Here is a 21,761-nt window from a genome sequence, read left to right on the forward strand (position 1 = left end):
TGCGCTTGATGATGCGATTCAGCGGCTGCCCGTCCACGTACTCCATGGCCAGGAAGTACTCCCCGTCTGACCGGCCGAAGTCATAGACTTGGGCGATGTTGCCGTGCGAGAGCGTAGCCGAGATGCGCGCCTCGCTGACGAACATGGCGCTGAAGGCGTCGTCGTTGGCGTACTCGGGCAGCACCTTCTTGATGAGCACGGGCTTGGTGACACCGGCCTCTCCCATCAGCCGGGCGCGGTAGGTCTCCGCCATGCCGCCCCGTCCCAGGCGCGACACCAGTTCGTAGCGGCCAAACCGTGCTCCGGGTTGTAATTCCATACGGCGCTATCCTTCTCTCAGCTCGAATGCGTCCAGCAGCCTATCACCGCGACTTCGCCCTTTCGCAGGCATCCAGCCGGGCGTTGGCCAACGGTAAACGTTCACCGAGCAGGCTGCCTGAGGAGTGAGCAAGAGCGGACACCGCTGAGTGGGAGGCAGAGATGTCCCAGTGCAGCGCCCAGCCTCCGTCACCGCTTGCTGAAGGTGTTGAGCATGTCCTGGTAGTTCTTCGCCAGGTCCGCCTCGTGGGTGAGCACCATGTCCACGTTGGCGTCCCCGTACGTGCGGCGCACCTCGGTGAGCTTCTGCAGATCCTCGATGCGCTCGCGCATGGCGGCCAGCTGCGGGGCCAGCTCCTCCCGCTGCTCGGGCCTCAGCTTCGCCTGCATCTCCTCGAGCTTCTTCAGCTCCTCGTCGATCTGGAATGCCTGGGTCAGCTGGCGCTGGCTGATCACGGCCGTCACGACATCGGCGATGGCATTCACGTCCTCCTCGCTGAGCCTGGCCTCCTTGCGCGCCGCCTCCTCCGCCTTCGCCTTGCCCTCGATGAGCTTCATCGTGGCATTCACCTCCGCGAGCTCATCCCCTCGCCCGGCGTCCAGCCTCAGTGGCGCCATGTCCTTGAGGAGCGCCTCGTACGCGGCCAGCAGCTGTCGCTGGTAGCGCACATAGGCCTCGAGCTTCTCCTGGGTGAGCGTGTACGCGCCGGGCGCGGCCTCTCCCCCCGGCTCCTCTGCGGCCTGCTCGTCCTTGGGCAGAGCGGGCGAGGGCCTCGTCGCCTCCAGGGAGGGAGGCGCGGGCTCTGCCTGCTCCTTCTTGCATGCTGAGAAAAACAGCGCGACGCACAGCACCCACAACGACCGACGCATGCCCACTCCTCTCGGGACGGAACCGAGGCGGCGCAGTATATTCTCCCGCGCGATGCAACAGGGTTCAGCGCCCCCTCGACAACCTACCGGGGGGGATCTGCTCCACTGAACAATCGCCGCATTACCTTTGACCAACCCGGCTACGGTCGTGTACGAACCCCGGTTCGTTGTCGTGAGCGGTGGAGGGACTTTGAGGCTTTTTCTGGTAAGGCACGGCGATGCGGACGCGGAGATCCCCGAGGGTCTTGGCGACGAGGCGCGCGCGCTGACCTCCAAGGCCCGCGTCAATACTGCTCAGCACTTCGCCGCCCTGTCGGAGCGAATGGGGCCCATCTCGCTCATCCTGACGAGCCCCCTGGTGCGCACGGTGCAGACGGCGCAGATCCTCTCCGCCGTGGTGAAGCACGAGGGATTGCTGCGCGTCCATCGCTGCCTGCTGCCGGACATGCCCGTGGGAGCCGTGGAGCCCGTCATCAGCGAGCACGCGGAGCAGAACCTCGTGCTCGTGGGGCACCAGCCGTCCATGGGGGCGCTCGCCGCTCACCTGCTGGGGATGCAGTCCTTTCCCAAGCCGGTGAGCCCGGGCACCGTCATCGGCCTGGAGCGCACCGAGGGCGAGAACCCGGGCCTGAAGTTCCTGTTCTACGCGCCCCTAGGCCAGCAGGTGCTCGACGTCATCCAGTGATGATGGACGAGGGCCTCTACAACCAGCGTGTCGCCGCGGTCTTCAAGCGCATGCTGGCTGCCGCGGACGCCTTGGACCCGGACGTCCTCGAGGCGGAGAGCACCGGGGACATGCTCACCCTCACCGCCCGCTCGCGCGAGAAGTGCATCGTCAACACCCAGCGTGCCGTGCGGCAGATCTGGGTGGCCGGCAAGGGACAGGGGATCCACTTCTCCTACGACGAGGCCTCCGGCACCTGGAAGGACGACAAGGGCAAGGGGCTGGAGCTCTTCTCCTTCGTCGCGGACGTGGTGCGCGAGCTTAGCGGCGAGCAGTTCGTCTACTCGGCCTGAGGCCCGCCACGGGCCTGCCCGGCGTCAGTTCTCCTCGGGCGGCTCCTCGGGGACCTCGCGCTCGATGAAGGCCACCCGATCTCCTCCCTCGGCCTGGGCCTTGCGCAGCGCCTCGCTGGCGTCCTTCATCAGGTTGCCGAAGCTCACCTGCGTCTGGCCCCTCACGGGTGAAGGCTCGAAGACGGACAGGCCCATGGAGACGCTCATGTTCGGCAGGCGCGCCAGCGTCCTCACGCGCTGCCGCATCCGCTCCGCCACCACCATCGCCCCCACCCTCGGCGTATGCGGGAAGAAGGCGACGAAGCGGCCCTCGGTAGTGGGGACGATGACGTCGATGTCGCGCACCCCGCCCGAGAGCAGCCCCAGCATCTCCGCCAGGAGCGTGGTGCGCTGCGAGGATCCCAGGTGCGCGGTGCGCTCCGCCAGGTGATCCATCTCCATCAGCAGCAGGGCAATGGGGTAGCGGTAGCGCCGGCTGCGCTTCACCTCCATCAGCAGCAGCCGCTTGAGGAACTCGAAGTCCGGTGAGGCCGGCCCCTCCAGCCCGAGCCGGCGGGCCGCGACATCATCGGACTCGGACTCTGCCTTCGGAGCCGCCGGGCCCTGGGCGGAACGGGCGGCGGCTCGTGCCTCGGCGAGCTGGAGCATCAGCCCCACACACGTCACCAGGGTGGTGCGCTTGAGGGGCCCCACCAGGCAGGCATCGGCGCCTGCCGCGGCCGCGCGCTCCTCGGGCTTCTCCTCCTCGGGCATGTAGAGCAGGAGCACCGGCAGCGTCGGCGCCTCCTGCTTCACCTCCCGGCACAGCTCCTCGCCGTCCATGGACTCGGACAGCGAGGCCAGCAGCACCTCGGGAGGACTGGTGCGGACCTCCCGGAGCGCCTCCACCGCGGTGCCAACGACGATGACGGCATAACCCGCGCTCTCCAGGAACCTGCGCAGGGCCGTAGCGACGGGGATGGCGGGTTCGGCGACGAGGGCGGAGCGCATACAAACGGCTATTAAAGCCCTAAATCAGACCGACATGACCTCCTTTTCCTTCGCGGCGATGATCTTGTCGACCTCGGCCACGCCCGCGTCGGTCTCCTTCTGCACCCGCTCCTGCATCCGCTTGTTGTCGTCCTCGGTGATCTTCTTGTCCTTGAGCTGCGTCTTGAGCAGCTCGTTGGCATCCCGGCGGATGTTGCGGACGGCGACCTTGTGCTCCTCGCCCTTGGACTTCACCTGCTTGGCGATCTCCTTGCGGCGCTCCTCGGTGAGCGGCGGGAACGGCAGGCGGATGAGCTCGCCGTCGTTCATCGGGTTGATCCCAAGGTTGGCCTCGCGGAGGGCCTTCTCGATGTCCTTGAGCACGCCCTTGTCCCACGGCTTGATGGTGATGAGCCGTGGCTCGGGGGCGTTCACGCTGGCCACACCGTTGAGCGGGGTGGGCGTGCCATAGAAGTCCACCCGGATGCCATCCAGGAGGCTGGTGCTGGCGCGCCCGGTGCGCACCCTGGCCAGCTCCTTCTTGAGATCATCGAGCGTCTTGTCGATACGGCTCTTCAACTGCGCAACGACGTCCTCATTCGCCATTGTGTGCTCCTAGGTAAGGAGTGGTTCAGGCCCAGACGGTCTCTGCCGCACCCACCACTGTACCGATATCCCCGTTGCCCAGCACGGCCCGGCCGATGTTGCCGCGCGTCGTCAAGTCGAACACGACGATGGGCAGCTTGTTGTCCATGCACAGCGAGATGGCCGTAGAGTCCATCACGTTCAGGTTCTGCTTGAGCACGTCCATGTACGTGAGCGTGCGGTAGCGCCGCGCCGCGGGGTCCTTCTTGGGGTCCGCGTTGTACACGCCGTCCACCTTGGTGGCCTTGAGGATGACCTCGGCGTTGATCTCCATGGCGCGCAAGGAGGCGGCGGTGTCCGTGGTGAAGTACGGGTTGCCCGTGCCTGCGGCGAAGATGACCACGCGCCCCTTCTCCAGGTGGCGCACGGCGCGCCGGCGGATGTAGGGCTCGGCGATCTGCTCCATCTTGATGGCCGACTGCACCCGGGTGAAGACGCCCTGCTTCTCCAGCGCATCCTGCATGGCCATGGAGTTGATGCAGGTGGCGAGCATGCCCATGTAGTCGGCGCTCGCGCGATCCATGCCCTCGGTGGCACCGGCCACGCCGCGGAAGATGTTGCCGCCGCCGATGACCATGGCCAGCTCCACACCGGCCTGCACCAGCTCCTTCACCTCGGAGGCGATGCGCGTGAGCGTGGGGGGATGGATGCCGTACTTCCCATCGCCCATGAGAGCCTCGCCCGAGAGCTTGAGGAGGATGCGCTTGTAACGAAGGGAACGGGTCGGGTCGGACATGCGGTTCCGCTCATATCCCCCACCCCGCCCACGATCAACGTTCGAGTCACCCCCCACGCCGCGACCGTCTCCCGCCAACCTCCTGGCCCGGGCTCCGTGCAGGCCCCGGAAAACGCGAAGGGCCGCGGCCCCAGGCCCTCTTCAGGAACCTGGAGCGCGCGGCCCCACGTCAGCTCAGGGAGCTGGCGGCGCGGCTAGGCCTGGGTGGTGCCCAGCGTCTTGGCGACCTCGGCGGCCAGGTCATCCTTCTTCTTCTCGATGCCCTCGCCCACCACGAAGCGCGAGAAGCGGCGGATGGAGACCTTCTCGCCGATCTTCGCGGCGCGCTCGGTGACCATCTCGTGGATGCGCTTCTTGTCGTCCTTCACCCAGAACTGGTCCACCAGGCACACCGTCTCGTAGTACTTCTCCAGCTTGCCCACGAGGATCTTGTCCCACATGGCCTCGGGCTTCTTCTGCTCCTTGAGCTGGTGGCGCTGGATCTCCTTCTCCTTCTCCAGCACGTCGGCGGGGATCTCCTCGCGGCGCACGTACAGGGGGCTGGCCCCCGCGACGTGCATGGCGATGTCCTTGGCCAGGGCCTGGAAGTCCTCGTTGCGAGCCACGAAGTCCGTCTCGCAGTTGACCTCCACCATGACGCCGATGCGGCCGCTGTGGACGTAGGTGGCGATGATGCCCTCGGCCGCGACGCGGCCCTCCTTGGCGCCGGCGCGGGAGATGCCCTTCTTGCGCAGCCACTCCTCGGCCTTGGTGAAGTCGCCGTCGCTCTCGGCGAGCGCCTTCTTGCAGTCCATCATGCCCGCGCCGGTCTTCTCGCGGAGCTCCTTCACCATCGAGGCGCTAACCTCGGCCATGTTCGTCTCCAGGCCCCGCGTGCGCAGTGCGCCGGCAGGGGCGTTGAGGTTTCAGGTACTTCAGTAGGGGAAATGGAAAGGCCGGGCGGCGAGAGGCCCCACCACCCGGCCGACTTCAATGTTGACGCGAGAGCGCTCGGGCCTTACTCGGCGGCCGGCGTCTCCTCAGCAGGGGCCTCGGCCTCGGCGGCCTCGCCCTCAACGGGCTCGGCGGCGACAGGGGCGGTGGCCTTCATCTCCACGAGGGGACCCCGGCGCTCGCCGCCACCACCACCACCGCGGCGGTCACCGCGATCACCCCGGTCACCGCGGCGCGGGCCCCGGCGATCGTCACGGTCACGGCGGTCGTCGCGGCCGCCGCCCTCACGCTCCTCCTGCTCGTCGCGCTCGGCGGCGCCCGAGGCGCGGTAGCGCGCACCACCCTCGATGCACGCGTCGGCGATCTTCGAGGTGAAGAGCTTGATGGAGCGGATGGCGTCGTCGTTGCCCGGGATGATGAAGTCGATGCCGTCCGGGTCGCAGTTGGTGTCCACCACGCCGATCACGGGGATGCCCAGGCGGGTGGCCTCGTGGATGGCGATGTGCTCCTTCTTCGGATCGACGACGAACACGCAGCGGGGCAGCTTCGTCATCTCCTTCACGCCGCCCAGGTTCTTCTCGAGCTTCTCGCGCTCGCGCTCCAGCTGGGCGACTTCCTTCTTGGGCAGGCGATCGAACGTCCCGTCCTCGGACATCTTCTCCAGGGTCTTCAGCCGGTCGATGCCCTGCTTGATGGTCTTGAAGTTGGTCAGCGTGCCACCCAGCCAGCGGCTGGTGACGAAGAACTGGCCAGCCCGGGCGGCCTCCTCGCGGATGACGTCCTGGGCCTGCTTCTTGGTGCCGACGAAGAGCACGTGCCCGCCGCGCGAGGTGAGATCCGCCACGAAGCGGAAGGCCGCGCGGGCCATGACGACGGTCTTCTGCAGGTCGATGATGTAGATGCCGTTGCGGGCGCCGAAGATGTACGGCTTCATCTTCGGGTTCCAGCGCTTGGTCTGGTGGCCGAAGTGAACGCCGGCCTCCAGCAGCTGCTTCATCGTGATGCCGCTCGCGGCGGCCATGATCTGCGCCTGATTCTCCTGCTGCGTCTCCGACATGTTTGCTTCTCCGGTTGTTCCGCCACGCCCGATGGAAACTCCGGCGGTTTGCCCCGCTTCAGCGGAGCACCGGTTGCCGGCACGGACGTGTGAGTAGTGGGTGCTGCGTCCTACCGCCCCAGGTGCTGCAGGGGGCGGGCGGTCCTTAACAAAACCCCCAGGGAGATCGCAAGCTTTCGCCGCTGCCGGGTGCCTACATGTCCACACCCGAGGCCTGCCCGCTCGTCCAGCAGGCGGCGGTGCAGGGGATCGGCTCGGCCTGGAAGATGGTGCGTGGTGCCCTGACTGCTTCATGGGGGCCACGGGTTCAAGTCCCCTACTCCTCGCCAAAGCCTCAAAGATTCCAGGCCCTTCGTCTTTTCAGCGCCCGGGCTTCTGTTTCGGCGCGATCCCCGTCTCCGGGATGTCTCCAGAAATCTGGGGGGCCGCCTCATCCTGCAGGCTGATCGCCGCGTCCTTGGCTGCCGGGGACCGGTGCATGTACTGCTGGGTCGTGGTGAGGCTCTCGTAGCCCGCCAGCACGCGATGCCTTGGGCCATGCGCGGGCAACAAGGTGAACACGTCCCATTCCAAGCGGGGCGGGCGCTCCTTCTGCGGCTGCTCCACCCTCGCGGCCACCAACGGGCTCTCCTCCTCCGGCCCCAACTCCGCCCCCGCTTGAGGGAGCTCGTCGGCGGGGGGACGGCCCCTACCCGCTACGAGATCGGCCGGGTCGCCAAGCCCGAGGAGATCCAGGCGAGAGATATCTCGGTCTTGCCGGCCAACGCCGGCCTTCCTCCCGGGCACAGAACGACACGGGAGGGAAAGGGCCTCTACTCCAGCCTCTGCGCGACCTGCCACGGGCCCAACGGCGAGGGGCGAGAGAGCTACGCCGCACTCGTCGGTGGCCGCGGCAGCCTGACGGGCGCGAAGCCCGTGCTCACTGTCGGCAGCTATTGGCCCTTCGCCACCACCGTCTGGGACTACATCCACCGGGCGATGCCTTATGTCGCGCCGGGCACTCTCACTCCCGACCAGGTCTACGCGCTGACCGCCTTCCTGCTGCACGCGGAGGGCATCATCGGCGAGGACACGGAGATGAACGAGCGCACGCTGCCGCTCGTGAAGATGCCGAACCGGGATGGCTTCGTTGCCGATCCTCGTCCTGACATCGGCTCGAAGAAGGGGGGGCCGCGCCACCGCCCTGAGCCGCGCGATCGGCCGCCTCCCCTCCTGGGGGAGCTGGACGACACCCTGACCGACTCCTTCCAAGACTATGGAGTTATCAAGGTCTTCAAGAGCGTGCGCCTTCCGTCGGCCCGGGTGAAGGCGTGAGCGTCGCCCCCCGGGATTGCTCGAGCCGGCTATGGCCAGAAGTAGTGGCGATAGCCCGGCTGCGTATCCGCGTCGGCGCCCGGGTGGTTGAGGGAGAACTGGCGAGGGTTGAAGGGCCGCGCCGAGCTCGGCTCCCACTGCCTCACCTGCGGCGACCAGGACAGCTCCAGCTGGCCACTGGGAGGAGCCACGGGCGCCGCCGAGGGTGCCAGCGTGCTCGGCAGCGGCAGGGAATAGGACACCGGGCCGGGCTGGAGGGGCGCGTAGTAGTTCCAGTAGACCCGCTGTCCTTCCAGGGCGTGCACGGACAACATGAAGCCGGCATGAGCGGGCGCGTTGAAGGAGAACGACGTCCCCGGCGCGGTGGGGGCCGGCTTCTGGCCCAGCAGGAGGTACACCCCGTTGGCGGTGGGCGAGGCAACAGCCAGATCATTGAGGCCGTCCCCGTTGAAGTCGGCCGCCGCCAGTCCGCGCGGATCTCCTGCCACCGACACCTTGGAGTGCAGGGTGAAGGTGCTGCTCGAGGCGCCCTGGAGCAAGGTGACGGTGCCTTCAGTGGGGCTGGTCACCGCGAGATCCAGGTGCGTGTCGCCGGTGAGCTCGGCGAGGACGAGCCCCGCGGGCGCCGCGTCCACGGCGAGGTTCACGGGCTGCGCGAACGTGCCGCCGTCGGCCCCGAGCAGCAGGGACAGGTTGTTGCTGCCCGCGTTGGCCACCGCGAGGTCCGGGAAGGCGTCGCCGTTGAGCTGGCCCACCACCACCGCGCTGGGCTGGGCGCCAGCAGTGACGAGCGTCGAGTTGCCGAAGGGCCCCTGGGCGGAACCATCGAGCGCGACGGAGACGCCCTCGGCCACGAGCACGACCAGATCCAGCGCGGTGTCCCCGTCCACCTGGGTGACGAGCACCTGCGTGGGCGAGGTGCCTGCCAGCGTGACCAGAGAGCCTGGGGTGAAGGTGCCGTGGGTGGCGCCGTAGAGGAGGGAGACGGTGCTGGCGCCCTGGTTGGCCACGAGCAGATCCTGGAAGCCGTCCCCATTCACGTCCGCCGCGGCGATGCCCGACGGGCTGGGGCCCACAGGATAGGCCGTGGCCGGTCCGAAGGTCCGCTGCGCGCTGGCATCGGCGAGCAGGACCTTGACGGAGCTCGTGGCCGGCTCGGTAACGGCCAGGTCCAGCTTGCCGTCCTTGTTGAAGTCGCCGGTGGCGACGCTGTGCGTGTCGTTGACATCGCAGCAGCTGAAATCCTCGGAGGCAAGCCCTGCGCTGGGAGATCCCCAGACAAGGCCCAGGCTCGAGCTGGAGGGAAGGGGGATGAGCAGATCCGGGAAGTTGTCACCATCGAGGTCTCCCACCGAGACATGCTTCGCCCGTGGGGCGCTGACACGGCTGCGCGGCGCGCTCACTCCGCGGGGGCCCTGCGGGATGCACTCCGCCTGTCCCGGGGCCATGCCGGTGACGGGGGCGCTCAGCGGGACGGTCAGGTTGCCCGAACCGATGACATTGAAGATGCCATGGCGTGCGCAGGTCAGCACGCTCTCGGAAAAGCTGGAGATGCGCTGCTGGTTGGGCGCGGCCGTCGCGGCGAAGGCCAGGCTGAACTGCCGGGTCTCCATGTCGAAGTGGGAGACCCCATTGGGCGTAGCGGGGAAGCCCGGCACCTCGAGCTGGGGGTCGGCATAGTACACATTGCCGTACCAGTTCGGAGGGACCTGGATGCTGCCCGTGGCTTGCAAGAGCACCGCGGGGCCCGGCGGCAGGTGGATGTCCAAGGTAGCGTCCGCGGCCAGCCCGGGACGCTGCGCCTCGGCGTACGTCCACAGGGAGTTCGGGTACGCCAGGGTGAAGTCTTGACCGAGGACCGTCACCAGGAGGGGCTCACCCGGGGGAATCCCCGGCAGCGCGTATGTACCGTGACCCTGGGGGTCGAGCGCCACCGAGGCGGAGGTGACGAAGCCGCTGGGGGTGTTCAGGGAGAGCTGGGCCGTGCCGCTGACGGGTCCACCGGTGATCTGCCCGCTCACCGAGTAGCCCGGCGGCGTCGCAGAGGGGCCCCGCTCGGTCCACGCTTGCCCATCGTACGTCCACACGTCGCCGAGGCGGGTGTAGGCGGTGCTCCCTGAGCTGAGGGTCATGCCGGTCATGCCGAGCGCGACGACCAGCTCCCGCCGCGTCAGGTCGAAGTACATCACGTGCCCGTAGCGCGGTGACGGGGTGGCCCCCAAGGGAGTGACCGACTCCCAGGCGGAGGCATTCTGGCGGAGCACCAGCAGGTCTCCATAGGGCAAGGTGGAACTGCCCCGCCCGCCGAAGGCGTAGAGGGTCTCGGTGAAGGGGTCGAACGCCATCGAGAACTCGGTGCGCGCCGAGGGCAGGGACGGCTTGACGGACCAGCTCCCCGAGGTGGGGTTGAAGGCCTGGCACTCGCTGGTGATGAGCGGCCCGCGGCCGCCGCAGAGCCACAGCTCGCCCGTGACGGTCTGCAGGGTGGAGGCCATATAGGCCCGGCTGAAGGGGGCCGCGGGCTGCTGGAGCCACGTGTTGCTGGCGGGCTCGTAGCGCCACACCTCGTTGCTGAGGAAGGGAGTGCGGAAGCCGCCCACCATGTAGATGAAGTTGCCGGAGGCGTCGCGCACCATCGCCTGGGCGCGGCGAGGCGTGGGCTTGTTACCGGTGGGGGTGATCGCCGCCCAGGTGTTGCTGGCAAGATCGAACTCCCAGGTGTCGCCCAGGGAGTCAACGGTTCCAATGCACTTGCGGCCGCCGAAGAGGACCGCTGCCCCGCCGGCAATGGCCATGGCCTCTTCGACCCGGGGCGCCGGGGAGGTGGGCAGTCCGCCCGGCACGCGCGTGGTGAAGTCCTTCTGCGCCACGTCCACCGCCTCCACCATGTCGTTGAGGCACGAAGCGGAGAGGAGGGCGGTGCGCGCGCTCTGGCCACCGGTGAGCAGGAAGCGCCGCGAGCTCGGATCATACGCGCCGCTGCTCGAGACGCGGGGCAGGGGCAGGGGAGTCGCGGACATCCTCAGGGTGACGACCGCGGCGTTGAGGCCAGCGAAGGTGGTGTTCGTCAGGTCCTTGCCATTGGCGGTGATGTCCACGGTGTCCGTGGTGCCGTTGAGGCCCAGGCCGGTGAAGACGACCTTGCCCTCGGCGTTGGTGAGGGCCTCCCTGGCGGGGGCGTACTCCTGCCCGTTCTTGCGCACGCGCACGCCTACGTTGGCCAGGGGCAGCCGCCCGCTCGAGGCGAAGACGGTGAGCGTGTCGGTGATGCGGCTGCCGGAAGGCGCCAGGCCCACGACACCGCCGAAGGTGATCGGCTGGGGCGTCACCACCTGCAAGGTGAGCACCTTGCTGGAGGACTGGTTGCCCGCATCCGTCACGGTGAAGTTGACGGGATAGGAGCCCGCCGAGCCCTGCGCGGGAGTGCCGCCCAGCTCGCCGGTGCTCGCGTTGAGGGACAGGCCCGGGGGCAGGCCCGTGGCCGCGAAGGTGAGTGTCCCCTGGCTGGCCTGCGTCTGGAGACTCTCGGGGCTGGCCTCCGAGCGCCGGTAGTCCACGCCCTCGGTAGCGGTGGTGAGCGCGGTGGAGGTGATCTGCGGCGGCGGGGACACGGCGATGTCCATCGCGGCGGACAGGGTCGCGGTGGCGTCATTGGCGTCCGTGGCCTTGATCACGAAGGTGAAGTGCCCGGCGGCATGGGGGGTGCCAGACAGCCTGTCACCGCTGAAGGCGAGACCCAGGGGCAACATTCCGCTCTCGAGCGATGCGGTGATGGGAGAGCGACCGCCGCTGGTTGTGATGAGCTCGGAGTAGGGCTCGGCCACCTTGCCAGCAGGCAGGGCTGACAGGGTGATGCGCAGCGGCGCGGCCACGGTGAGGGAGTAGTGCTGAGTCGCCTTGGAGCCGTGGACGTCCGTGGCCTCGAAGCTGAGCGTGAAGGTGCCAGCGGCGGGGAACGTGCCTGCGAGCTGCCGGGCGTTGGCGTTGAAGCTCACGCCAGCGGGCAGCTCACCGCTCGCCAGCCGCAGGGTGAGGGGCGCCTTGCCGCCCTCGAGCTCGACTGTGGTGCTGTAGGGGAACTCGGCGGTGGACGAGGGGATCGCGCCGTTCTTGAAGGACACGCCTGGATAGACCTTGAGCGGGAAGGTCTTCGAGGCCTCCTTGTCGTGGGCGTCCTTCACGGTCACCTGCACATGGAAGTCCGCGGCGGTGCTGGCCGAGCCGGAGAGCGCGCCGCTGTCGCTGGCGATGACGATGCCAGGTGGGAGCCCCTGGGTGGAGAAGGTGTAGGGCGCTGTTCCGCCGCTCGCGCTGACGGAGGCGGCGTAGCTCACGCCGACGGTGGTCTCCGCGAGCGGGGTGTCGGCGAGCGTGGGCACTCCCTCCTCGGGCGGGGGGGGCAGATTACTTTTGCAGGCGCTGACAGCCACCGCGGTGGTTAGCAGGACCCCGATGAGACGAGATGAACGCATAGAATGACCAAGTTAGAAGTGAAGTGGGAGTCAAGCGATACCACCAAGGTGGCACGCCACCGGGGGTGCAGAGTGAGCAGGGCAGCAGGACGCTTTGCCTACAGAATCTGCAAGACCAACCCGAGCGCGTTGTCGAAGGAGGTCGTGCTGGAGGCGAGCGAGCCCGTCCCATCGAAAGAGACGCCGAGCTGGTACTGCAGGCCTCCTCCGAAGCGGAGGCCGTAAGGCCGGTAATCGTAGAAAGCGAGCAGCTCCAATGGCCAATGCGTCAACTCCGCGCTTCCGTTGCTCGCGTCGGCGCGCGTGTCGTTGTACGCGGCGGTCGCCTGGAGCTGCAGGACGTGGGTCATGCCGCCGAAGGGTTCTAGCAATCCCCCCGCGGCGACGACCAGCGCATCTCCCGCATTGAGGTGGGACGTGCCTCCGTCGCTCCAGAGGATGTCGACAAGCGCCTCTCTCCGAATTGGGCTCCGAGGGTGAAGAGCAGATGGAATCTCGTGTCCTCATCAGGCGCTCGCGCTGGCTCCCCTTCGACCGCGCTTGGACTGCCCGGTCTGGGCGATCCAGTGGACGCCAAGTCGAGGGTACGCTGCGCCAACGGGCGGGCTTGGCCAGGTGTGGCGCATGCGCCGAGCCAGACGAGCGCGCAAATTCCAATCATGAGCGGCGATGGGGCACGAAGGGAGCTGGGCATTGGAACTCAATTGAATCGGCCAGGGTGTGTATGACTGCCGCGAGCCAGAAGAGTGGCCCACACCCGGTAGAGCCCATGAGCTGGAAAATCATGCAGAGAAAGCGAGCTACATGCTGCTGCGCGTCGAGGCGCTCACCCGCCGGCTTCCTCTTGCAGGGCGTGCACGTGGGCCTTCTGCTCGCGGTACTCCGAGATATGGGCGTAGACACTCTCGGGGAACTGGAGGTCCTTGTAGACGTTGCAGGCGTCAGGGTCCTCGGGGGAGGGGCAGATGGGGAACTCCTGCTGCGCCTGGAACTCCAACACCTTCTCCCGTCGCGGCGGGCTGTAGTCCCGGCCCTTCACCTGCTCGACCAGCGCGCGGGCCTGGTTCTCGTGGCAGCCCGGGTCCTTCTGCAGCTTCGCCACCAGCTCCTCGCCATCCACGAAGTGGCGCGCCACCATCGCGAACACCAGCCGGCCGTAGTGGCCGATGTTCTTCCCCGACGTATAGGAAGGACAGGAGCCCTGTTGGGGGTGGACGTATAGGAAGGACAGGAGCTCTGTTGGGGGTGGCGGGCGGGAGCAGAGCGGGAGTGAAGGCCGCTGACGGCTACCCCATGAGCCGCACGCCAGGCCAGCGCAGAAGCCATTCATCTCCAGCAGACACACGCCTGCCCTGCCCAGGCTGCCTTCCCAGGCGGGGCGCGGCACTGGATGAGGCCTGCAGGGGTGCTGGCAGCAGCTGCCAGCTCTACTTCGCCGATCGGCTGTTGACCTCCGAGCTGGGCGAGCTGTTCCGGGTGAACCAGTCCACGGTGTCGCGCTGGCTGAAGAGCGCGCGGCAGACCGTCTACGAGGAGACGAAGCGTCGGCTGCAGGCGCGGCTGGGCCTCTCGGCCCGAGAGTTCCAGAGCTTTCTGGCCGTCCTCGACAGCCAGCTCGACCTGAGCATGAGCCAGATCTTCGGCGAGTGAGGGCCGCCCTGGAGCCGGCGTGAGATAGGCAGAGGTGCGGCTCGGGCGTGGGAGAGGCCTGCGCTTCGAGTGAACAGAAGGGAGACGGCGGACATGGAGAACGAGGCAACCGAGGTGGTCCACTGCGGCGTCTGCGGAGTCGAGATTCCCCAGGCCCGGCTCAAGGCGATGCCCGACACGCTGGTGTGCGTCCGATGCAGCGAGGACATGGGCGGAGAGTTCGAGCTGGAAGTCTCCGTCACCGCGACGGGCAAGGCCGGGAGCCTGAAGAAGACGGGGCAGGACATCGCGGTCAAGCGGAAGCGCAAGACGCTGCGCTGACCCGGCTAGGACGGGCCTGGCTCCCCAGGGTACATTGGGGGGCGAGGCCCGCCTCGCGGAGAGGACTCCATGAAGATCCCAGACTCCAGCGCACCGTCCTCGCTCCGGAAGTTTGCGGGGCCGCTCGTCACCATCCTGGCCCTCTGGGGCGTCATGGGGTTCGTGGTGCTGGCGGAGCTGTTCCCGTATCGTCCCTCGACCCCTCTGGGATGGTGAGCCGGAAGCTCCGCGGGAGACGCTCCGGCTCCTGAGACTCGCACCCGCCAGGCAATCGGTTCGATACTCCTTCGTAGGCGTCCTGCCCTGTCGAACCCACCCCGAGTGCTGGAGCACGCGATGCGTCGAAGATCTCTCCGTCTGGCCACCGTTGCCCTCGCAGGCTGCGCGGCGGTCGCGCTCCTCACTGCGGCTGATACGAGAAAGCCCACCACCGAGTGGCTGGCCCGTCCGTCCGAAGCGGCCCGCGTGGCGCGAGTGGAAGCGAACCTCGCGCCCGCCACCCTCCCGGGCGAGGAGCTCATCAACATGTCACTTCAGCACTGGATGGAGCTGTACAAGATTCCCGGCCTGAGTGTCGCCGTGTTCGACAAGAACGCTCTCGTCTGGGCCAAGGCCTATGGCGTGAAGCAGGCCGGTGGCTCGGACCCCGTCACGATCGACACGCTCTTCCAGGCCGCCTCCATCAGCAAGCCGGTGACGGCGCTGGCGGTGATGCGCCACGTCGAGCAGGGCAGGTGGTCGCTCGATGCGAACATCAACGAGAAGCTGATCTCGTGGAAGGTGCCCGACAACGAGTTCACGAAGGAGCAGAAGGTGACGCTCCGTCGGCTGCTCAGCCACAGCGCGGGGCTGACGGTGCACGGCTTCCCAGGCTACGCCGTCAACGAGCCGCGGCCTACGGTCCAGCAGATCCTCGATGGCGAGAAGCCCGCGAACACCGCTCCGGTGCGGGTCGACATCATCCCTGGGACGAAGACGCGATACAGCGGTGGTGGCACGACGGTCGTCCAGTTGATGATGGTCGACCAGCTGAAGAAGCCCTTTCCGCAGATCATGCGGGAGACGGTGCTGGCACCGCTCGGTCTGAAGCACAGCACCTACGAGCAGCCGCTGCCCCCGGCCCTTGCCACGATGGCCGCGACTGGCACGCGTGGGACCGGTCAGAGCATTGACGGTGGCTGGCACATCTACCCGGAGATGGGGGCTGCGGGCTTGTGGACCACGCCGTCGGACCTCGCGAGCATCGCCATCGAGGTGTCGAAGGCTCGGGTGGGCAAGTCCAGTCGCCTGCTGTCCCAAGCGACGGTGAAGCAGATGCTCACGAAGCAGTCGGAGGCCTTCGGGATCGGCTTCCAGTTGGAGAGCGGCACCGACCGGTTCGGGCATGGAGGCGCGAACGAGGGCTTCCGGTCCATCCTGATTGCGTTCGCCGACTCGGGCAGTGGCGTGGCGATCATGGCCAACTCGGACAACGGTTCCATGCTCTTCGATCGGCTGGCTGCCAGTGTTGCCGCCGAGTACGGCTGGAAGACCCCCGCCTCCGACCCGGAGTCCCCGCAGGTGACGGTGGACCTGCTCGCGCGACTCAAGGGGGTGGATGCGCTCCTCTCCTGGTACAAGGCGAGGCGACGCGAAGGCCCTGCCGAGGGGCTGTCTCCGAACGTCCTGAATGAGGGCGGCTATGGGCTGCTCCGCGAAGGCAAGCTCGCCGATGCTCTGAAGGTGTTCGAAGCGAACGTCGAGCTCTACCCCGAGGACGCCAATGCGCATGACAGCCTCGGCGAGGCCTACTTCGAGGCGGGGAGGCGCGAGCAGTCCATCGCCAGCTACAAGAAGTCACTTCAGCTCGACCCGAAGAACACCAACGCCGTGAAGATGCTCGAGAAGATGGGCGTGCGCCCCTGAGTTGAGGCAGCCCCTCAATCCAGCGTCACCTCATAAGCCCACTCGACGTAGGCCTGGAACCAGGGTTGAAACCGCTCCTTACGTATAGGAAGGACAGGAGCGCTGTTGGGGGTGGCGGGCGGGAGCAGAGCGGGAGGTGAGGGCCGCTGACGGCTACCCCATGAGCCGCACGCCAGGCCAGCGCAGAAGCCATTCATCTCCAGCAGACACACGTCCCCCCGGACTCTACCCAAAACTCCGTCAGTGCCGCACCTACCCCCTACTCCAGGACTGCAATCACGGGAAAATGAAACCTCGCGTTGGAAGCGATGCGAGTTCATGAAGTACGACGAGTCCCAATCTCCCTTCTCTCCTACAAGATGGCGGTGCATCGCGCCGGACAAGTGAGGCCGGGCCTGTTGCCTCGGTCGCGGTAGGGACGGCCCTTCGCCGTAGAGACTCGGGCCGCCCCCCGCACAGATCCCAGCGAGCAGAGCTACCGCACTGGGCTCCCACCTCGGGTCTTGACGTAGAAGCGCTTGCTGGCGCTGCTACGCACGCGTGTGCGCGGCAGGAGTCTGGGCGCTAGTCTCGCCGCCGCTCCACGCGCCGTTTGATGCGACTGTAACCGCCCAGGCTGGGGCACATGACGAAGTTCCAAAGCGTCGCCGTCCACGATTGGTGCGACAGGAGACCGTCGTAAAATTCCGGCGCCATCGCGCGTAGCTTCGGCAGGCGCGAGCCAGGAACGTAGGGGAAGTCGTGGTGCTCGTTGTGGTAGCCGACATTGAACGCGAGCACGTTGAGCGGCCCGTAGTACGAGTAGGTCTCTTGCCCTTCGCGGAAGACGTAGTGCTCCGAGATGTAGTGTCCGGCAATCGGATGTAGCCCCATGACGATCAGTGAGCTGATCGGCAGATAGGCAAGCGCTTTGCCGCCCCAAAAATGGAACACGGCCACGTTGAACGCGACCTGCACGAGTAGGTTCGTGATCTCGGAAGCCCCCGGCTTCTTTGGATGCACGAACAGCGGACGGAGCGCGTAGGCAAAGCCTTGGCAAGAGAGCCAGAGCAGTTTGCTTGCGCGATGGCGCAGCAAGCGCGCCTCGAACTCCGTCGGTAGATCCGTGTCGAGCCGCTCGTCACCCTGATGGATGTGATGGCGCAGGTGGTAGTAGCGAAACGTTTCTGCGACCGGCACACCCACGGGCACATTGATGAAGACGCCGAACACGCGATTGTGCCAGGGCTTGCGAAACGCGAGATTGTGAGAGAGCTCGTGAATGGCCAGGAGTAGCGCCTGGTTGATCACTCCGCCCACCGCATAGGCGACCAGAACAATCAGCCACCAGGGCGCGTCACGCAGCAGGAAGGCGAGCGAGAGCTGCAGCCCGACGAGCAGCGTGCAGACGTACTTCGTGCGCGAGCACGGGCCGTAGAGTTCCTTGATCTCGGGATGCGTGCGAAGCATCTCGCGCCGCCGCGCGGCGTGCGGTTCGTCCGCGCTGGACCAGATGAAGCCATTGGACATGGCGCCAACGGTACCTCAACACCAAGGGGGATGGGCACAGAGCATAGGAAGGACAAGAGCCCTATTGGGCGGAGCGGGCGGGAGCAGAGCGGGAGGTGAGGGACGCTGACGGGTAGCCCATGAGCCGCACTCCGGGCCGGCGCAGCCATTCATCTCCAGCAGACACACGCCTGCCCAGCCCAGCCGCCTTCTAGGTCTCCCCGCTCACCCAGCGGGACCCTGACGCAGTAGTGCTAGTTCGGCAGGATGTGGTCGAAGTACGTGTCGAGCAGGTGCGGGCTGAAGTCCTCGTTGGGATCGCCCACCTCATCAATCACGTGCACCGTGGCGCCCGGGGCGCTGTAGCCGGGCCCGCCCCCATTCAGCAAGCCCACCCCTGGGATGAGCACGGTGGCGGCAGCGGTGATGCCGTCCGTCACGGGGTTGAACGGGTGGACGCCCAGCCAGTTGGCGAACGGATCCTGCTTGTTCACGTAGAAGGTGTACTCCGGCCCCGCCGGGAAGTTCTTGCCCGCGCCGCCAATGCCCACCACGTTGATGTTCCCCAGGATCTCCTCACGGGCCCGGCGGTCCTCGTCGCCGATAAACGGCAGGTTGCCCAGCCACCCACCGCCCTGAGCATCAGCGAGGCGCTTATCCACCTCCTGGAGGACGCGCGAGACGATGGCCGCCCCCTGGCTGTAGCCCACCACGTTGACCTGCTTGCCGTTCTCGAGGTCCGCCATGATGAGGTCCGTCAGCGTGTCCGCGGCCTTGTTCTCGCCCACGCCGATGCGGTCCTGGGCCACCTGTGCCACGTCCCCGGGAATTCCCTCCGTGGCGTTGTAGATGGGCACCACGTTGGTGCCGGTGTGGTTTGCCAGTTCCTGCGCCCCCGCCACCACGCCGGCGGTATCGGTGTTGATGCCATTGACGTAGTAGGTCGTCGGCGGCGGATCCGACAGCGGATTCGAAGGCTCGAAGGGAGGAACATCCGTCACCTTGAACTTGTCCGGCGGGTACGCGTAGTTGTCCGCGCCGATGTACATGCCGTCATACGTCGAGGGCGGCATGTTCTTATCGATCTGCACCGCGCCCGCCGCGATCTTCTCCTCATGGGTGAGCGTGTTGCCCGTCACCGTCACCGTATCGGTGAAGCTCGGGATGGGGGGCATCTGCTCCACCACGGGCGGATTGAGCGCATTGCCAATCGTGGTGGCCGCGTTGGTGAGGGTGTCGCCCACCGCGCTGCTGGCGTCAGCGAGGGTGTCGCCCACCGCGCTGCTGACATCGGCGAGGATGTTGCCCACCGGGTTGCTGAGGGCCTGGCGGGTGACCCCCTCGCCCGGACTCCCGGCGCTGAGGCTGAGCTTCAGGGCCTGCCCGGCCTCGGTCGACTTGGCGTCGAAGGCGCTCTTGCCGGCCCAGGACTGGCCGGCCGCCGTCTTGGAGATCGCGGAGGCCGACTCCGCAGCCTTCTTGGGCGTGGCCTCTGCCGCGGGCTTGGAGTCAGGCTTGGACTCGGATGATCTGGACCTGTCTGAAGACTTCGTTTCGCTGGTCTTTCCGACGTTCATGGCCTGCCCCTCGCTGGAAGAGGATTTCCATACCCACAAATAGGTTATCCTGACCTCCTCTGGGGAGTTGCGTGACAAAGGAGCATACTGGGCGCAATTGTGTGCCCGGCACTTGGCGCCCTTGAGTTGGCGGGAAGTCGCCCGAGGCCTGAAAAGCCACCGGCGCGGCCCTCGCTCCCAGAGGAGGAGAGACCGCGCCGGTCGGTACAGCCGCGAAGCGGCTCAGCCTAGACGTTCGCCTCGGCGGCGCCGTGGCACTTCTTGTACTTGCGACCGCTGCCGCAGGGGCACGGATCGTTGCGACCCACCCGGGGCCCCTCGGCCTTGGCGGGAGTCCGAGCCGCCGCGGAGGCCTGCTCGATCTTCCCCTCCTCGTTCGCCCGGCCCTCCAGGGCCTGCTTCTGCCGCTGCGCCATCTGCTTCTGGATGCGGGCCGTCTCCTCGGCTGTGTTGCGCGCCTGCACCCGCATCATCTGGGTGACGAACTGCGTCTTGATGGCCCCCAGCATCTGGATGAAGCCGCTGTAGCCTTCCTTCTTGTACTCCTGTTTCGGATCCTTCTGGCCGTAGCCACGCAGGCCAATGCCCTGCCTCAGGTGGTCCATCGCCAGCAGGTGGTCCTTCCACAGCTGGTCGATCGTCGCCAGGTACCGGTACTGCAGGAAGCGCAGGAACTCCTCGCCGAACTCCTGCTCGCGCTGGAGGATGACCTTCTCTGCCGCCTTGTAGAGGTCGTTCTCCACCGTCTCTCGGTTGCTGGCGCCCTCGAAGCTCAGGTTCAGGTCGTAGACGTCCTTCACGTTGCGCTGGAGCGCCTCCAGATCCCACGTGCCCGGGTTCTTCGTGGGCAGGTAGGTGTCCGTCAGCGTGACGATCGAGTCCTCGAGCGAGTCGAGCACCAGCTCCTTGAAGTCCGCCCAGGAGACCGTCCGCTCGCTGCGGATCTTCGCCTTGGTCTTCTTGTCCTCGTCGTACTCCACCAGCGGGATGCCGGCGCCCGCGGCCAGCACCTGGCGGCGCAGCTTGTAGATGGTGCGCCGCTGCTGGTTCATCACGTCGTCGTACTCGAGGAGGTTCTTGCGGATGTCGAAGTTGTGGCCCTCGACGCGCTTCTGGGCTCCCTCGATGGCGCGGCTGAGCCACGTGTGCTCAATAACTTCGCCCTCCTCCATGCCCAGGCGCTCCATCAGCCCCTGGATCTTCTCGGACCCGAAGATGCGCATCAGGTCATCCTCGAGCGACAGGAAGAAGCGGCTGCCACCCGGATCACCCTGGCGGCCCGCGCGGCCACGCAGCTGGTTGTCGATGCGCCGCGACTCGTGGCGCTCGGTGCCCAGGATGAAGAGGCCGCCCGCCTCCATGACCTCGGTGCGCTCGACCTTCGTCTGCTCGGTGAACTTCGCCAGCGTCTCCTCGTACTGCTTCTTCCAGTTCGCGAGCTGCTGCTCGAAGGCCACCTGGGTCGCCACGGCCTGCTCCGGCGTCGCGCCTTCCAGGGGATCGGGGGGCTGGGGCTCGGCGCCCATGGCCGTCTTCGTCATCACCTCCGGGTTGCCGCCCAGGAGGATGTCCGTGCCGCGGCCGGCCATGTTCGTGGAGATGGTGACCGCGCCCTTGCGGCCCGCCTGCGCGACGATGTCCGCCTCGCGCTGGTGCTGCTTGGCGTTCAGCACGTTGTGCGGCACGCCGCGCTTCTTGAGGAAGTTGGCCACCACCTCGCTCTTGGCGATGGACACCGTGCCCACCAGCACCGGCTGGCCCTTCTTGTTCAGCTCCTCGATCTCCTTGGCCACCGCCTCGAACTTCTCGCGCTCCGTCTTGTAGACCAGGTCCTCCTGATCCTTGCGGACCATGGCGCGGTTGGTGGGGATGACGCGCACGTCGAGGTTGTAGATCTTCGCGAACTCCTCGGCCTCGGTGTCGGCGGTGCCCGTCATGCCCGAGAGCTTCGAGTACATGCGGAAGTAGTTCTGGAACGAGATCGTCGCCAGCGTCTGGTTCTCGTTCTCGATCTTCACGCCCTCCTTGGCCTCGACGGCCTGGTGCAGGCCGTCCGACCAGCGCCGGCCAGGCATGAGGCGGCCGGTGAACTCGTCGACGATCATCACCTCGCCGTCCTTCACCACGTAGTCCTTGTCGCGCTTGTAGATCGTGTGCGCGCGCAGGGCCTGCTCCACGTGGTGGAGCGTCTCGATCTCGCCGGGATCGTAGAGGTTGGACACGCCGAGCCGCTTCTGCAGCTTGTCGATGCCATCGTCCGTCAGCGACACCGAGCGCGCCTTCTCGTCCAGCGAGTAGTCCTGGTCCGGAACGAGCCCGGGGATCACCTGATCCACCCGGTAGTACTTGTCGGTGCTGTCCTCGGTGGGGCCGGAGATGATGAGCGGCGTGCGGGCCTCGTCGATGAGGATCGAGTCCACCTCGTCCACGATGGCGTAGTTGAGCTCGCGCTGCACGTAGTCCTGCAGCCGGAACTTCATGTTGTCGCG

Annotated in this window: 21 protein-coding genes; 7 read left to right on the plus strand and 14 right to left on the minus strand. The window is 67.0% G+C overall.

Annotated features, from left to right (window positions below; all coding sequences use genetic code 11):
- Together VD972_RS40190 and VD972_RS40195 are read right to left on the minus strand one after the other, a co-directional pair.
- Positions 1-319: serine/threonine protein kinase (locus VD972_RS40190; protein WP_324994419.1), on the minus strand; the 319-nt coding region annotated here is incomplete at its 3' end.
- Positions 320-507: 188 nt separating this feature from the next.
- On the minus strand, positions 508-1,188 hold the full coding sequence (locus VD972_RS40195; protein WP_324994422.1) for a hypothetical protein: 681 nt from the start codon (positions 1,186-1,188) through the stop codon (positions 508-510).
- Between the two features lie 190 nt (positions 1,189-1,378).
- Between VD972_RS40195 and VD972_RS40200 the strand changes: the two genes are divergently transcribed.
- Together VD972_RS40200 and cyaY are read left to right on the plus strand one after the other, a co-directional pair.
- Complete coding sequence (locus VD972_RS40200; protein WP_324994424.1) at positions 1,379-1,873, plus strand: SixA phosphatase family protein; 495 nt, start codon at positions 1,379-1,381, stop codon at positions 1,871-1,873.
- Positions 1,873-2,205 (plus strand): iron donor protein CyaY, encoded by a 333-nt coding sequence (gene cyaY, locus VD972_RS40205; RefSeq protein WP_324994426.1) that lies wholly within the window; start codon positions 1,873-1,875, stop codon positions 2,203-2,205. The genes VD972_RS40200 and cyaY overlap by 1 nt, the downstream gene beginning before the upstream one ends.
- 24 nt (positions 2,206-2,229) lie before the next feature.
- Here the strand turns inward: cyaY and VD972_RS40210 are convergent, their stop codons facing one another.
- The 6 genes from VD972_RS40210 to VD972_RS40235 all read right to left on the minus strand — a co-directional run bounded on the left by VD972_RS40210 (position 2,230) and on the right by VD972_RS40235 (position 7,163).
- The gene (locus VD972_RS40210; protein WP_324994428.1) at positions 2,230-3,195 is read right to left on the minus strand and encodes a response regulator; all 966 of its coding nucleotides are present in this window, start codon (positions 3,193-3,195) and stop codon (positions 2,230-2,232) included.
- A 24-nt stretch (positions 3,196-3,219) separates the two neighbouring features.
- Positions 3,220-3,780 carry a ribosome recycling factor gene (gene frr / locus VD972_RS40215; protein WP_324994432.1) on the minus strand — a complete coding sequence of 187 codons (561 nt, stop codon included), beginning with the start codon at positions 3,778-3,780 and terminating at the stop codon, positions 3,220-3,222.
- A 25-nt stretch (positions 3,781-3,805) separates the two neighbouring features.
- Positions 3,806-4,555 carry a UMP kinase gene (pyrH, locus tag VD972_RS40220; protein ID WP_324994433.1) on the minus strand — a complete coding sequence of 250 codons (750 nt, stop codon included), beginning with the start codon at positions 4,553-4,555 and terminating at the stop codon, positions 3,806-3,808.
- A gap of 194 nt (positions 4,556-4,749) precedes the next feature.
- The gene (gene tsf, locus VD972_RS40225) at positions 4,750-5,409 is read right to left on the minus strand and encodes a translation elongation factor Ts (RefSeq protein WP_324994436.1); all 660 of its coding nucleotides are present in this window, start codon (positions 5,407-5,409) and stop codon (positions 4,750-4,752) included.
- Between the two features lie 143 nt (positions 5,410-5,552).
- A complete protein-coding gene (rpsB, locus tag VD972_RS40230) occupies positions 5,553-6,545 on the minus strand; it encodes a 30S ribosomal protein S2 (RefSeq protein WP_324994438.1) in 993 nt (330 codons plus the stop codon).
- Between the two features lie 360 nt (positions 6,546-6,905).
- Entirely contained in the window at positions 6,906-7,163 is a 258-nt protein-coding gene (locus tag VD972_RS40235) for a hypothetical protein (RefSeq protein WP_324994440.1), read from the minus strand.
- Between the two features lie 39 nt (positions 7,164-7,202).
- On the opposite strand from VD972_RS40235, the gene VD972_RS40240 reads away from it, so the two are divergent.
- Positions 7,203-7,859: a cytochrome c gene (locus VD972_RS40240; RefSeq protein WP_324994442.1), complete on the plus strand. Its 657-nt coding sequence runs from the start codon at positions 7,203-7,205 to the stop codon at positions 7,857-7,859.
- Between the two features lie 29 nt (positions 7,860-7,888).
- Here VD972_RS40240 and VD972_RS40245 read toward each other — a convergent pair whose 3' ends face one another.
- The 3 genes from VD972_RS40245 to VD972_RS40255 form a co-directional block, all read right to left on the minus strand.
- Positions 7,889-12,238 (minus strand): putative Ig domain-containing protein, encoded by a 4,350-nt coding sequence (locus VD972_RS40245; RefSeq protein ID WP_324994444.1) that lies wholly within the window; start codon positions 12,236-12,238, stop codon positions 7,889-7,891.
- Positions 12,239-12,429: 191 nt separating this feature from the next.
- Entirely contained in the window at positions 12,430-12,681 is a 252-nt protein-coding gene (locus VD972_RS40250) for a hypothetical protein (RefSeq protein ID WP_324994446.1), read from the minus strand.
- A gap of 476 nt (positions 12,682-13,157) precedes the next feature.
- The gene (locus VD972_RS40255; protein ID WP_324994448.1) at positions 13,158-13,676 is read right to left on the minus strand and encodes a hypothetical protein; all 519 of its coding nucleotides are present in this window, start codon (positions 13,674-13,676) and stop codon (positions 13,158-13,160) included.
- 101 nt (positions 13,677-13,777) lie between these two features.
- On the opposite strand from VD972_RS40255, the gene VD972_RS40260 reads away from it, so the two are divergent.
- The 4 genes from VD972_RS40260 (at position 13,778) to VD972_RS40275 (ending at position 16,207) form a co-directional block, all read left to right on the plus strand.
- Complete coding sequence (locus VD972_RS40260; protein ID WP_324994450.1) at positions 13,778-13,981, plus strand: hypothetical protein; 204 nt, start codon at positions 13,778-13,780, stop codon at positions 13,979-13,981.
- Positions 13,982-14,074: 93 nt separating this feature from the next.
- A complete protein-coding gene (locus tag VD972_RS40265) occupies positions 14,075-14,302 on the plus strand; it encodes a TraR/DksA C4-type zinc finger protein (protein WP_324994452.1) in 228 nt (75 codons plus the stop codon).
- Positions 14,303-14,371: 69 nt separating this feature from the next.
- Positions 14,372-14,518 (plus strand): hypothetical protein, encoded by a 147-nt coding sequence (locus tag VD972_RS40270; protein ID WP_324994454.1) that lies wholly within the window; start codon positions 14,372-14,374, stop codon positions 14,516-14,518.
- Positions 14,519-14,638: 120 nt separating this feature from the next.
- The gene (locus tag VD972_RS40275; RefSeq protein ID WP_324994456.1) at positions 14,639-16,207 is read left to right on the plus strand and encodes a serine hydrolase; all 1,569 of its coding nucleotides are present in this window, start codon (positions 14,639-14,641) and stop codon (positions 16,205-16,207) included.
- Positions 16,208-16,771: 564 nt separating this feature from the next.
- On the opposite strand, the gene VD972_RS40280 is transcribed toward VD972_RS40275, so the two are convergent.
- The 3 genes from VD972_RS40280 to secA form a co-directional block, all read right to left on the minus strand.
- Positions 16,772-17,716 carry a fatty acid desaturase gene (locus tag VD972_RS40280; RefSeq protein WP_324994458.1) on the minus strand — a complete coding sequence of 315 codons (945 nt, stop codon included), beginning with the start codon at positions 17,714-17,716 and terminating at the stop codon, positions 16,772-16,774.
- Positions 17,717-17,949: 233 nt separating this feature from the next.
- Positions 17,950-19,272, minus strand: coding sequence for a PE-PPE domain-containing protein (locus VD972_RS40285; RefSeq protein ID WP_324994460.1), 1,323 nt, complete (start codon positions 19,270-19,272; stop codon positions 17,950-17,952).
- A gap of 227 nt (positions 19,273-19,499) precedes the next feature.
- The coding region (gene secA / locus VD972_RS40290) for a preprotein translocase subunit SecA (RefSeq protein ID WP_324994462.1) at positions 19,500-21,761 on the minus strand (2,262 nt) is incomplete at its 5' end.

Source organism: Hyalangium sp. (assembly GCF_035629615.1).
GTDB lineage: Bacteria > Myxococcota > Myxococcia > Myxococcales > Myxococcaceae > Hyalangium.